Origin of the sequence: Chitinophaga sp. 22620, assembly GCF_052044405.1 — a bacterium.
Taxonomy (GTDB): Bacteria; Bacteroidota; Bacteroidia; order Chitinophagales; family Chitinophagaceae; genus Chitinophaga.
The window spans coordinates 122,619-135,511 of sequence record NZ_JBQEMV010000001.1 but is presented as its reverse complement, the minus strand read 5'-3'; the positions used below and the strand labels follow the sequence as shown (position 1 = coordinate 135,511).

Genomic DNA, 12,893 nt, shown 5'->3' with positions numbered 1-12,893 from the left:
CATTTCTTTCATTTATTTCTGTATATCTGTTGAATAATCCAATAATTGTCTCGTATATTCGTTAGAATTATTCATTTTTGCATCAAATATTTTCGACCGTATCAAACAATGGGCTTCTTTAACTTTTTAACTCAGGAGATTGCAATAGACCTTGGAACCGCCAACACGCTGATCATTCACAATGATTCGGTGGTTGTGGACGAACCTTCCATTGTGGCTATAGAACGCGCCAGTGGCAAGATCGTTGCTGTAGGCAAAAAGGCGATGATGATGCACGAGAAAACGCATGAATACCTGCGCACGATCCGTCCTTTGAAAGACGGCGTGATCGCGGATTTCAATGCTGCAGAGGGTATGCTCCGCGAGCTTATCAAAATGGTGTATCCGAAGAAGCCGTTATTTGCGCCAAGCTGGAAAATGGTGATCTGCATCCCTTCCAGCATCACGGAAGTGGAAAAGCGCGCCGTGCGCGACTCTGCCGAACAGGCGGGCGCCAAGGAAGTATATCTCATTCACGAACCAATGGCAGCCGCCCTTGGTATTGGCATAGACGTAGAGGAACCGGTAGGTAACATGATCATCGATATCGGGGGCGGTACCACCGGTATTTCCGTGATCGCGCTGGCCGGTATCGTGTGCGACCAGAGCATCCGCATCGCCGGCGACGAGTTCACGGCAGATATCATGGAAGCCCTTCGCCGCTACCACTCCCTGCTGATCGGTGAAAGGACCGCAGAGCAGATCAAGATCGGCATCGGTTCCGCACTGAAGGAGCTGGACAATCCGCCGGACGACATCCCCGTGAACGGGCGCGACCTGGTGACCGGCATCCCCAAACAGATCATGGTATCGTACCAGGAAATAGCCGAAGCCCTCGATAAATCCATCTTCAAGATCGAAGAGGCCATCCTGAAAGCGCTGGAAACAACCCCTCCCGAGCTGGCAGCGGATATTTACCGCCGCGGCCTTTACCTCACCGGTGGCGGGGCCCTGCTGCGCGGGCTGGACAAGCGCCTCAGCCAGAAGATCAAGCTGCCCGTGCACGTAGCAGACGATCCGCTGCGCGCCGTGGTCAGAGGTACCGGTATTGCCCTGAAACATATTGGCAAATATCCTTTCCTGATGCAATAAAATCTTTACACCCCGGTTGGTCATGGCCTGCCGGGGTGAAATAAAAATACGGAATCCTTAGACTCGTATCCAGTGCGCAATCTGATCATTTTTTTAAGGCGGTACTTCAACTTCTTTCTGTTTCTGCTGCTGGAAGTGATCTGCTTTATTTTCGTATTCAGGACCAACAACCACCAGCGTGCGGTATACCTCAACTCCGCCAACGGCGTAAGCGGCAAGCTCTACACGCAATACAACGACGTTCAGTATTATTTCCATCTTAAAGCCACCAACGACAGCCTGGTGAGAGAAAACCTGCGCCTGCACAACGAGCTGGCCAGCAGCTTCGACATCAGGGACACTTCCGCCGTGATCGTGCACGATACCCTCCGTAAATTCAGCAACGATACCGCCCGCAAGCTGCTTAGCACCGAAGTGCGCAAGTTCCTCTACCGCGAGGCCAAAGTGATCAACAATTCCGTGAACAACGAGATCAATACCATCACCATCCGCCGCGGCAGTAAAGACGGCGTGCGCCCGAACATGGGCGTGGTAGGGCCCAACGGCGTGGTGGGCGTAGTGCGCAGCGTAAGCGAGAACTATGCCGTGGTGATCTCCCTGCTCTATAAAAGCCGCGGCACCGGCAACACCTCCAACTTCGGGGTGAGCGCCCGCCTGCGCAGCTCCGGCGAAACGGGCACCGTGGGCTGGGATGGCATGAATGCCGGGTTTGTACAGATGAAGGACATTCCCCGCAGCGCTAAGCTGCACAAGGGCGATACAGTGGTAACCAGCGGTTACTCCGCCGTGTTCCCCGAAAACCTGCCGGTGGGTTATATAGATACGTTCTACGTGTCCGACAAATCCAGCACGGCCTACACCATCCGTCTTAAACTCGCTACCAACTTTTACAACCTGCAATATGTGTATGTGATCGAAAACCTGCTGCGCGATGAGCAGACCAGGCTGGAAGATTCAACACGCAACCTGTTAAAATGAGCGTACTGTTAAAAAATATCATCCGGTTTATATTATTGATCCTGTTCCAGGTGTTGGTGCTGGACCAGATACTCATTCACCAGCTGGTAAACCCTTACCTGTACATGCTCTTCATCCTGCTGCTGCCTTTCAACCTTCCCCGGCCCGCTTTGCAGCTGCTCGGATTTTTGCTGGGCATTACGCTGGACATGTTTACCGACACCATGGGCCTGCATGCGGCGGCCTGTGTGTTCATCGCTTACCTGCGCCCCTTTATCCTCAACATCCTTTCGCCGCAGGGCGGCTTTGAAGGAACGCAGCGCACGCCTTCCATAACAAGCATGGGCACTTCGCAATTTGCCATTTATGTATCAGTGCTCGTGCTGTTGCACCACATTGTTTATTTTTGTTTGTCCGTTTTCAGTTTTTCCGATCCCCTGTACCTGTTGATAAAAATATTGCTGAGCACAGCAACCAGCCTGTTCCTCATTTTGATCTATGAGCTGTTGTTTTTCAGCAGGAAGTAATACAGAGATAATTTTTTAACAAAATACCTGCATGTCCGTTTTTAATCAGCCCAGAAAAAGAGTAATCCAACTGATTTTCCTTGGCATGGTGAGCCTCATCGTGGTGAGGTTGTTCTTTTTGCAGGTAGTGGAAACCAAATATTCAAAGCTGGCGGACGCCAACGCGCACCTCCGCAAGGTGATCTATCCCAGCAGGGGCATCATCTACGACCGCAACGGCCGCAGCGTAATGCGCAACGAAGCGCTGTACGACCTGATGGTGACCCCGCGCAACGTAAAAAATATCGACACGGCATACCTCTGCGAGGTATTGTCCATCACACACGAAGAATTCATCAAACGCATCAACGCGGCCCGCATGAAAGAAGGGCCCGTGAGGCCGTCTGTATTTGCCAGCCTGCTGACCCCCGAGGTATACGGCAAGCTCCAGGAAAGCATGTACATGTTCCAGCCCGGCTTCGAGCTGGTGCTGCGGCCCGTGCGCAATTACACCTATAGCGCGGGCGCCCACATCCTCGGGTACATCAGCGAAATATCGCCTTCCATGCTGGCCGATTCCAGCGGGCGCTACAGCGCTTACCAGCAGGGCGACTTCATCGGCAGAACGGGTCTGGAAAATACCTATGAGAATATCCTGATGGGGCAGCGCGGTATACAATACCTCGTGAAAGACAACCTCAACAGGCCGCAGGGCCCGCTGGAAAACGGCGAGTTCGACACGGCGGCCGTTGCCGGTAAAAATCTCCGCCTTGCGCTGGACATAGACCTCCAGGTATTGGGCGAGGCCATGATGCAGGGCAAGGTCGGCTCCATTGTAGCCATCGACCCGTCTACCGGCGGCATCCTGGCCATGGTGAGCGGCCCCACCTTCGACCCGAACCTTCTTTCAGGTTCTTACCGTTCGCAGAATTACAACAAGCTTTACCTCGATACCACCAAACCTTTCTTCAACCGCGCAGTGCAGGCGGCTTACCCGCCGGGCTCCACCTTCAAGCCCATCACCGGCCTGGTAGCGCTGGACGAAGGCGTGATCACGCCGGACTTCGGCTTTCCCTGCCATGGCGGCTACGGCCTGTGCGGCCGCTTCATCCGCTGCACGCACAGCAATCCCGGCCACGCGGCCAACATGCGCGTAGCCCTGGCCAACTCCTGCAACTCCTATTTCATGCACCTCTACCGTTTGTCTGTAGACAACCGGAAATGGGGCGGCGTAGTGAACGGGCAGGTGCAGTGGACCAATTACCTGAACCTGATGGGCCTCGGCCGCAGGCTGGGCATAGACATACCCGGCGAAGTGAGGGGCGTGGTGCCCGATACGGCGAGAATGAACTACGTGTACCGCGGCTCCTGGAATTCCTGCTCGGAGGTATACGTGGGCATGGGCCAGGGCCAGCTGATATTGACGCCGCTGCAAATGGCCAATGCCATGTGCATCATTGCCAACAGGGGCTACTATTACATCCCGCATTTCGTGGAGGGCATCGATAACGACAATTCAGACATCCTGCGGAAATACAAACAGAAAGTATCCGTAGCGGAACACATTTCCGACGAGGCTTTCAGCTCCGTGATACTGGGGATGGAAGACGTGGTATCGAAAGGCACGGCGCGCGGAGCGCAGATCGAAGGCGTTGCCGTATGCGGCAAAACCGGTACCGCCGAAAACAAGGCGAGGATAGACGGGAAGGTGGTGCAGCTGAAGGACCACTCGCTGTTCGTGGGCTTCGCCCCGAGAGACAACCCGAAGATCGCCATCGCGGTGATCGTGGAGAACGCCGGTTTCGGGGCCACTTACGCAGTGCCTATCGCCAGCATCCTCATGGAAAAATACCTGACGGACACAATTTCCGCCAAACGTATGCCCATTGTGCAAAGAATGATGGAAACCGTTACCATGAGCACGGAAATGCGCGCCAGATCCAAAATAGATTCGCTCAACAACATGTTTGCCTCTTCCATTGAACGGGAAGCATTATTAAGAAGAATTCTTTCAAAATAAAACCATGAACCGCCCACAAGCGAAACTCACAGCAGGCATCGACTGGCCCATTTTCGGGATGTACCTCGCGCTGGTATTTATCGGCTTCCTGGCCATATTTGCCGCGGAGTACCGGGAAGGCGACCATGTGATCCAGAACCTTCTTTCCCAGAACAAGAACTGGGCGAGGCAGGTGCTGTGGTTCGGCGTGTCTATGGTGCTGGCGCTGGGCATCTGGCTCACAGACAGTAAATTCTTTACCGCTACCGCGAACCTCTTCTATGCCTTCGGTATACTGTTGCTGCTGGTGGTGCTGGCTATCGGTACGGGGGTGAAAGGTTCCAACTCCTGGCTGGAACTGGGCGGGTTCCGCTTTCAGCCGGCAGAGTTCACCAAGCTGTGCACCAACCTGGCATTGGCGAAATACCTGTCCAGCATGGAAACGGATTTCACCAAGATGCGCAGCCGCCTGATTGCGGCGTCTATGGTGCTGATCCCTTTCGGCCTCATCATTTTGCAGGACGAAACGGGCCTTGCGCTGGTGTATTTCTGCTTTTTCCTCGTGATGTTCCGCGAAGGCCTGCCGGGCATCCTGCTGGTGATCGCGTTCTCGGCTATCATTCTTGTATTGTCCGCCCTGTTGGTGGATAAATACGTGCTGCTGTATATCTTTACCGGCATTGCCGCATTGGTGGTCTATTTCAGCCGCAGGGAAATACGGCGCAAACGTTCGCGCCTGGTGATGATCATCGGGCTGTGGGCATTCTGCTCCGCTTTCGTGATGTTCGTTGTGCCGTTCGCTTTCACCAAGGTGCTGAAAGACTACCAGGTGCGCCGTATTGAAGTAATGCTGGGCAAAGAGAACGATCCCAAGGCCACCTACAACACCCGCCAGAGTATGATCGCCATCGGTTCCGGCGGCCTCTGGGGCAAAGGTTACCTCAAAGGCACCCAAACCCGCTTCGACTTTGTGCCGGAACAAAGTACCGACTTCATTTTCTGCACCATCGGAGAAGACTTCGGCTTCTTCGGCAGCCTCATATTCCTCGGTATTTACATCGCCCTGCTCTTCCGGATCATTTTCATCGCGGAGCGGCAACGATCGACATTCAGCCGGGTATACGCCTATGGCGTGGCAAGCATTATCTTCTTCCACCTGGCTATTAATATCTCCATGACCATCGGTCTTGCGCCGGTGATAGGCATACCCCTGCCATTGGTGAGCTATGGCGGCTCCTCCCTGATGACGTTCACCATGCTCATTTTCATTATGCTGCGCCTCGATGCGGACCGCCAGATGGTGCTGCGTTAGGCGGAATAACTTTAGAGATCTTTTTAAAAGGAAACCTGCATGTCTGTTTTTAATCAGCCCAGAAAAAGAGTGATCCAGCTGATCTGCCTCGGCGTGGTGGCACTCATCGTAGCCAGATTGTTCTATTTGCAGGTAGTGGAAACAAAATACTCCAGGCTGGCGGATGCCAATGCGCACCTCCGCAAAGTAATTTATCCCAGCCGCGGCATTATCTACGACCGCAAAGGCCGCAGCGTAATGCGCAACGAAGCGCTGTACGACCTGATGGTGACCCCGCGCAGCGTGAAGAATATAGACACTTCGTATCTCTGTGAAGTGCTGGGGATAGACAAAAAAGAATTCATCAAACGCATCGCCAACGCGCGCATGAAGGAAGGGCCGGTGCGCCCATCCGTATTCGCCAGCCTGCTTACGCCCGAAGTGTACGGCAAGCTGCAGGAAAGCATGTACATGTTCCAGCCCGGCTTCGAGCTGGTGCTGAGGCCCGTGCGCAGCTATCCTTACGGCGTGGGGGCTAACGTGTTCGGCTATATCAGCGAAATATCGCCCGGCATGCTGAACGATACTTCCGGCAAATACAGCGCTTACCAGCAAGGCGATTACATCGGGATGACGGGGCTGGAGCGCACTTACGAGAACGTACTGATGGGGCAGCGCGGCATCCAATACCTGGTGAAAGATAACCTGAACAGGCCGCAGGGCCCGCTGGAAAACGGCGAGTTCGACACGGCCGCCGTTGCCGGCAAGAACCTGCGCCTGGCCATGGATATAGAATTGCAGCTGCTCGGGGAAAAAATGATGAAGGGGAAAGTGGGAAGCATCGTGGCGATAGACCCGCAAACCGGCGGCATCCTCGCAATGGTGAGCGGCCCCACCTTCGACCCGAACCTGCTTTCCGGCTCCTACAGGGCCAAGAACCTGGGCCGGCTGCTTACAGACACGGTGTCGCCCATGTTCAACCGCGCGATCTCCGCCTCTTATCCACCCGGCTCCACCTTTAAACCCATCACCGGCCTCATTGCGCTGGACGAAGGGGTAGTAGGGCCGGACTTCGGTTTCGACTGCCGCGGCGGTTACGGAAATTGCGGCCGCTTCAGCCGCTGCCTGCACAGCAATGTGGGGCATGCGGCCAACATGCGCAGCGCGCTGGCCAACTCCTGCAACGCTTATTTCATGCATCTTTACCGGCTGAGCGTAGACAACAGGAAATGGGGCGGTATCGGGGCGGGGCAGGCCAAATGGGTGTCGTATCTCAACGACATGGGTCTTGGGCGAAGGCTGGGCGTGGACATCCCCAACGAAAAAAGCGGCGATGTGCCTGACACTGCGCGCATGAACAGGCGTTATGCCGGCCAGTGGAATTCCTGCTCCGAGATGTATGTGGGCATGGGCCAGGGTTTACTGGGCCTTACGCCGCTGCAGCTTGCCAATGCCATGTGCATCATTGCCAACAGGGGCTTTTATTATGTGCCGCATTTCGTGGAAAGCATAGACGACGACCGTTCTGATGTACTGAAACCATACAAAGAAAAACACCGCGTAGCCAATATTTCAGACGAAGCGTTCAACTCGGTGGTGCTGGGCCTGGAAGATGTGGTGACCAAAGGCACCGCCAAAGGCGTGCAGATAGACGGTATCGCCGTTTGCGGTAAAACAGGTACCGCGGAAAACAAAGCACGCATCAACGGACAGACGGTGCAGCTGAAAGACCACTCGCTGTTCGTTGGTTTTGCACCGAAAGACAATCCGAAGATCGCGATAGCCGTTATCGTGGAGAACTCCGGTTTTAGTACCACCTATGCAGTGCCCATCGCCAGCATTCTGATGGAAAAATACCTGACGGACACGATTTCCGCCAAACGCAGGCCCATCCTCGATAAGATGATCGAATCCATCACCATCTCCCCGGAAATGAGGGCCAAATCCAAACTCGATTCGCTGAACAGCGTGAGCTATATGGCTTCAACCGGCGACGAACTTTTAAGAAAGATCATCAACAAATAATTGGGCCGGCGCTTACATGCGGCGCCGGGCAAATGCCGTCGTTGTGTGAACAGCTCGTCATTGCGAGCAGCAGCAGAGCCAAAGTGGGGCGCGACGGAGTCTGCATGTATCTAAGCAAGCGCATACTCATTTTGCTTATTTTTGCAGAATGGCACGAATCATACCGCTTTCGGAAGGAAGTTTTACAGTAGACGGAACCAAGAAATTCATTCCTTACGACGAACATAAGGACTCCATGAAAGACCGCAGCGCCGGCTCCCTGCTGGTGGAGATACAACCCTTCCTGGTGATCACAGACAGGGACATCCTGCTGCTGGATACCGGCCTGGGCTTCCGCAATGCGGATGGTATTCTGCAGCTGCACCAGAACCTGATAGACAATGGCATCAATCCCATGGAAGTGACCAAGGTGCTGATGAGCCACCTGCATAAGGACCATGCGGGCGGTGTGAGCATGGAGGATATTATTACGGGAGAACGTTCCCTCAGCTTTCCCCATGCCACCTATTACGTAAGCCGCAAAGAGCTGGATTATGCCATTGCCAACGACGGCAAATCGTACCTCGCGGAAGAAGTGAACCTGCTGCCTAAAAGGGACAACGTGGTGTTCACGGAGGGCAATGGCACGATAGACGGTTATATACACTATGAGCACAGCGGCGGGCATTGCCCTTACCACCAGGTGTTCCTGATAGACGATGGCGAGGACAAGGTGTTTTTCGGGGGAGATGAGGCGCCGCAGATCTCTATGATGCGGAGCCGTTTTATTGCGAAATACGATTACGACGGGAAAAAAACGATGGAGCTGCGGCAGCAATATATGGAGCGGGGAAAGGCGGAGGGCTGGACCTTCCTTTTTTATCACGATACCAAACTGCCGACCACTAAATTTTAAGCCGGCTGATACTATTTGTGCAGGAGCCGCGACGAAGCAGCCTTCGAATGTTGGGCCATCTTCATTCCATGTGGGAGATTGCTTCGTCGCCCCACCCGCTTTAGCCCTGCTGCTCCTCGCAATGACGGGCTAAAAAAAGCCGGCTCAGAAGGGCCGGCCGCTTTTTTTTCCTACATATTTATTGATGATAATTATTTATGGCGCCGCATCATGCGGTTGTCCTTTCTTTCTTTCAGCTGCCGGATCATCATGCCCCTGAATTCTCTTTCCGCGCGGTAGAGGTTGCTCACTTTCCGGGCGGGGAGCACTTTCATGAATTCCTGCTTGTAGCGGGTGCGGATGTCCAGCATCTTTTTTTCGTAGCCGAGTTCCTTATCCATGGCTTCTTCGGCCACTTTATCGGTGCGGGGCACGTTTTTCAGTTCTTTTGCCTTTTTCCGGCGTTCGGCGATCAGTTCATTTACTTCTTTGGAATATTTGTTATACACCGGCCAGAATTTCTGGGCTTCTTCGGGCGTCAGGTCCAGTTCCTTGGAAATATAAAGGAGTTCCAGGGATTTGATCTTCTCCTGCTTGGCGGCGGCGTCTTCCTGCGGGGCGTCCTGCGCGTGCAGGTTGCCGGCGGGCAGCCAGGCCATGCAGAAAAATGCCAGCACTATCCAGATCAGCTTACGTCGATTCATTCTTGCATTAATTAAAGGGTGTTTCCTGTAAAATATTCTCTTCCAGCATCTTGTCTATCTCTTCATTGGTCAGCTCTTCGGGCAGTACTGAAGGAAGTTCTTCGTCCAGCGAAACATTTGTAAAAATATTCTCATTATCAAATTCGTCTGTATTGTATTGAAGATAATCCACGATCTCCTGGTCGCTGATCTGCGCCAGCTGGCGGTCCAGCGCGCTGCCGGAATATTCCCTGGCCACGAATATGGCGCCCACGCTGATCACGCCGGCAATGGCGGCGGCTACCAGGCAGCGTTTGAACAGCCTGATCCGTTTGTTCAGCGGAAGTATTTTGGCGGTGGGCTCGGCTTCCCGGTTCGTCACCATCTCTTTATCCAGTTCGCTGAAATACCCGGCAGGCGTATAATAAGGCGTTTTCCGAGGCATGGAGGCCAGCAGGGGAGACAGTTCCGCCAGTTCGCGCTCAACCTCCTCAGCGTTCTCTTCCTGCCGGATGCGGGCCATCAGCTCGCCGGGGAACCGGTTAAAGTACCCGGGCGGCAGGTTAAACTCCGGCGGATAGCCCAGCGGGCCTATTTCCGGAGCTATCTGCCCCAACTCCTCTACTATTTCTTTTGCTTTGGGCGTCATATCATTAAGACGTTATTTATCCCGGATGGTTTAAAAATCAATTATTTTTCAGGAAATCTTCCACTTTTTTCACCGCATGATGATAAGAAGCTTTCAGCGCGCCTTCAGACGTATCCAGCACCCTGCTCATTTCTTCATATGGCATTTCATCATAATAACGCAGGTTGAATACGGCCCTTTGTTTTTCAGGCAGGCTGAGGATGGCATTCTGTAATTTCCATTCTATTTTCCCCACGTCGTAATGCGGGTCCGACTGCAGCTTGTTGGCCAGCCCTGTTTCCACGTCGGACAGGGAAATGGCCGATTTGCGCTTCAATTGCTCCAGGAATGTGAGGCATTCGTTGGTGGCAACTTTATACAGCCATGTGTATAAACGGGCATCCTCCCGGAAATTATCCAGGTTCTTCCATACCTTGATGAATACGTTCTGCAAAACATCGTTGGCATCATCGTGATCTATCACCAGGCGCCTGACGTGCCAGTACAACCTTTCCTGGTATTTGCGCACAATGAGCGTAAATCCCTTCTCCTTTGTATCCGGTTCCCTGAAAAGCGCCAGTAATTCTTTATCTTCTTGCGTTACTGCCATAGGCGGTTAAACAGTGTGTTGTGTATCCATGGAGGATGTGTAGACTATAAATATACCATTATCCATGGATTCAGGTTCCCCAAACGGAAAAAACCATCACTAGGATGGTTTTTTCAGCAAAAGGTTTAATGCCTTTAAATATTTAACCTTTTTTACGGGCAATGGCTTTTTCGGCGGCTTCCACGATCTGGGGGGTATCCAGGCCGTATTTTTTCAGCAGGTCCGTAGGCTTGCCGCTTTCGCCGAAGGTATCTTTGGTACCGATGTATTCGATGGGAATGGGCAGGTGGCGGGCTGCAACCTGCGCAATGCTGTCTCCCAGGCCGCCCAGCACATTATGCTCTTCGGCGGTCACGGCGCAGCGGGTTTTGGTGATGGACCTGATCACTGCTTCCTCATCCAGCGGTTTGATGGTGTGGATATTGATCAGTTCCACGCTGTAGCCTTTTTCTTCGAGGATGCGGCCTGCTTCCACGCATTTCCACACCAGGTGGCCGCATGCAAACAGGGTAATGTCGGTGCCTTCGTTGAGCACTTGTGCCTTGCCGATCTCGAATTTTTGGTCTTCAGCAGTAAAATTCGGCCATTTCGGACGGCCGAAACGGAGATATACCGGGCCTTCATAGTCTGCAACGGCTATGGTGGCTGCTTTGGTCTGGTTAAAGTCACAGGGCACGATCACGGTCATACCGGGCAGCATTTTCATCATGCCAATGTCTTCCAGTATCTGGTGGGTAGCCCCGTCTTCGCCGAGGGTAAGGCCGGCGTGAGACGCGCAGATCTTCACGTTTTTGCCGGAATAGGCAACGCTCTGGCGGATCTGGTCATATACACGGCCGGTGGAGAAGTTGGCAAAGGTGGTAGTATACGGGATCTTGCCGCCGATGGTCATACCTGCCGCCACGCCGATCATATTGGCTTCGGCGATACCGCATTGTACAAAGCGGTCCGGGAATTCTTTGATGAACGCCTGGAGTTTCATGGAGCCCAGCAGGTCCGCCGTCAGCGCGATCACATTGGGATTCCTTTTGCCTGCTTCAAGGATGCCCTCGCCGAATCCGCCGCGGGTTTCCTTCTCGTTCAGTACTTGTATATCTTTTACCATAATGCCAGTAATTTATAAGCCGCAAAGCTAGTAAAATAAAATATTTTAATTATTCAAAACCCGGTCTCTCAGCGCCACTTCCCACTGCCAGGCCGTGCGCATCATGTCCTCGATGCCCGCTTTCGGCTCCCAGCCCAGTTCCTGGCGGGCTTTGGTATTGTTGGCGTAGATGGCTATCACATCGCCGGGGCGCTCTGCTCCCAGCTCGTAATTCAGCTTCTGGCCGGATATCTTTTCGAATGCGTGGATGGCTTCCAGTACGGTTACACCGGTGCCGGTACCGAGGTTGAACACTTCCAGGTTCTTACTGTTGCGTTTCCCGATCAGGTATTGCATCGCCTTGGTATGGGCGTTGGCAATATCCATCACATGAATATAATCGCGGATGCAGGAGCCGTCGCGCGTGGGGTAGTGGGTGCCGAAAACGGTCACTTTCGGCAGCTTGCCGATGGCGGTCTGCGTGATCACGGGCACCAGGTTGTCCGGCTTGCCCAGCGGCAGCTCGCCGATCAGGGCTGAAGAATGCGCGCCCACGGGATTGAAGTAGCGCAGCAGGATGCTCTGGGTGGGATTCACACGGCTGTAGTCTTCAATGATCTGCTCGCCCATCTGCTTGGTGCGGGCGTAGGGAGACTGGGCTTCGCCGAGCGGCGTTTCCTCCACCACGGGCAGTTCCGTGGCATTGCCGTATACGGAGCAGGAAGAAGAGAATACGAAATTGGGAATGTTGAACTCCTTGATGCATTTCAGTACGTTCACCAGCGAGGTCAGGTTGTTCTGGAAGTAGAATAGCGGGTCGTTTACAGACTCTCCCACGCTTTTGAGGGCGGCAAAGTGGATCACGCCCACGATGTCGCGGTTTTCGTGGAACACGGCATGGGTGTCTTCCAGGTTACACAGGTCCACTTTGTAATTACGGACTTTCTTGCCGGTGATCTTTTCCACCCCTTCCAGGAGCTGGGTGGAGCTGCGGATGTTGCTGTCTACAGACACCACGTCGAATCCGTTGTTGATCAGGTCTACGATGGTATGCGAGCCGATGTATCCGCAACCTCCGGTAACGAGGACTTTTTGCATAATATAG

12 protein-coding genes are annotated in these 12,893 nt (G+C 53.6%); 7 read left to right on the top strand and 5 right to left on the bottom strand.

Annotated features, from left to right (window positions below; translation table 11 throughout):
* Nucleotides 1-108 precede the first annotated feature (108 nt).
* The 7 genes from ACTJIK_RS00520 to ACTJIK_RS00490 all read left to right on the top strand — a co-directional run bounded on the left by ACTJIK_RS00520 (nucleotide 109) and on the right by ACTJIK_RS00490 (nucleotide 8,804).
* Nucleotides 109-1,131, top strand: coding sequence for a rod shape-determining protein (locus ACTJIK_RS00520; RefSeq protein WP_120518663.1), 1,023 nt, complete (start codon nucleotides 109-111; stop codon nucleotides 1,129-1,131).
* Between the two features lie 72 nt (nucleotides 1,132-1,203).
* The gene (gene mreC / locus ACTJIK_RS00515) at nucleotides 1,204-2,109 is read left to right on the top strand and encodes a rod shape-determining protein MreC (protein WP_440644287.1); all 906 of its coding nucleotides are present in this window, start codon (nucleotides 1,204-1,206) and stop codon (nucleotides 2,107-2,109) included.
* Nucleotides 2,106-2,615 carry a rod shape-determining protein MreD gene (locus ACTJIK_RS00510; RefSeq protein ID WP_440644286.1) on the top strand — a complete coding sequence of 170 codons (510 nt, stop codon included), beginning with the start codon at nucleotides 2,106-2,108 and terminating at the stop codon, nucleotides 2,613-2,615. Before mreC ends, ACTJIK_RS00510 begins: the two co-directional genes overlap by 4 nt.
* A gap of 31 nt (nucleotides 2,616-2,646) precedes the next feature.
* The gene (gene mrdA, locus ACTJIK_RS00505; protein ID WP_440644285.1) at nucleotides 2,647-4,614 is read left to right on the top strand and encodes a penicillin-binding protein 2; all 1,968 of its coding nucleotides are present in this window, start codon (nucleotides 2,647-2,649) and stop codon (nucleotides 4,612-4,614) included.
* A gap of 4 nt (nucleotides 4,615-4,618) precedes the next feature.
* Nucleotides 4,619-5,905 carry a rod shape-determining protein RodA gene (gene rodA / locus ACTJIK_RS00500; protein WP_440644284.1) on the top strand — a complete coding sequence of 429 codons (1,287 nt, stop codon included), beginning with the start codon at nucleotides 4,619-4,621 and terminating at the stop codon, nucleotides 5,903-5,905.
* 39 nt (nucleotides 5,906-5,944) lie between these two features.
* Complete coding sequence (gene mrdA / locus ACTJIK_RS00495; protein WP_440644283.1) at nucleotides 5,945-7,909, top strand: penicillin-binding protein 2; 1,965 nt, start codon at nucleotides 5,945-5,947, stop codon at nucleotides 7,907-7,909.
* 148 nt (nucleotides 7,910-8,057) lie between these two features.
* The gene (locus ACTJIK_RS00490; protein WP_440644282.1) at nucleotides 8,058-8,804 is read left to right on the top strand and encodes an MBL fold metallo-hydrolase; all 747 of its coding nucleotides are present in this window, start codon (nucleotides 8,058-8,060) and stop codon (nucleotides 8,802-8,804) included.
* A 191-nt stretch (nucleotides 8,805-8,995) separates the two neighbouring features.
* On the opposite strand, the gene ACTJIK_RS00485 is transcribed toward ACTJIK_RS00490, so the two are convergent.
* The 5 genes from ACTJIK_RS00485 to galE form a co-directional block, all read right to left on the bottom strand.
* Nucleotides 8,996-9,487, bottom strand: a complete 492-nt coding sequence (locus ACTJIK_RS00485; protein WP_440644281.1) for a hypothetical protein — start codon at nucleotides 9,485-9,487, stop codon at nucleotides 8,996-8,998.
* A 7-nt stretch (nucleotides 9,488-9,494) separates the two neighbouring features.
* Complete coding sequence (locus tag ACTJIK_RS00480; protein WP_440644280.1) at nucleotides 9,495-10,115, bottom strand: hypothetical protein; 621 nt, start codon at nucleotides 10,113-10,115, stop codon at nucleotides 9,495-9,497.
* 37 nt (nucleotides 10,116-10,152) lie between these two features.
* Entirely contained in the window at nucleotides 10,153-10,704 is a 552-nt protein-coding gene (locus ACTJIK_RS00475) for an RNA polymerase sigma factor (protein ID WP_440644279.1), read from the bottom strand.
* 142 nt (nucleotides 10,705-10,846) lie between these two features.
* Entirely contained in the window at nucleotides 10,847-11,809 is a 963-nt protein-coding gene (locus ACTJIK_RS00470) for a transketolase family protein (RefSeq protein ID WP_120518672.1), read from the bottom strand.
* A gap of 45 nt (nucleotides 11,810-11,854) precedes the next feature.
* Nucleotides 11,855-12,886, bottom strand: a complete 1,032-nt coding sequence (galE, locus tag ACTJIK_RS00465) for a UDP-glucose 4-epimerase GalE (RefSeq protein WP_440644278.1) — start codon at nucleotides 12,884-12,886, stop codon at nucleotides 11,855-11,857.
* Nucleotides 12,887-12,893 lie beyond the last annotated feature (7 nt).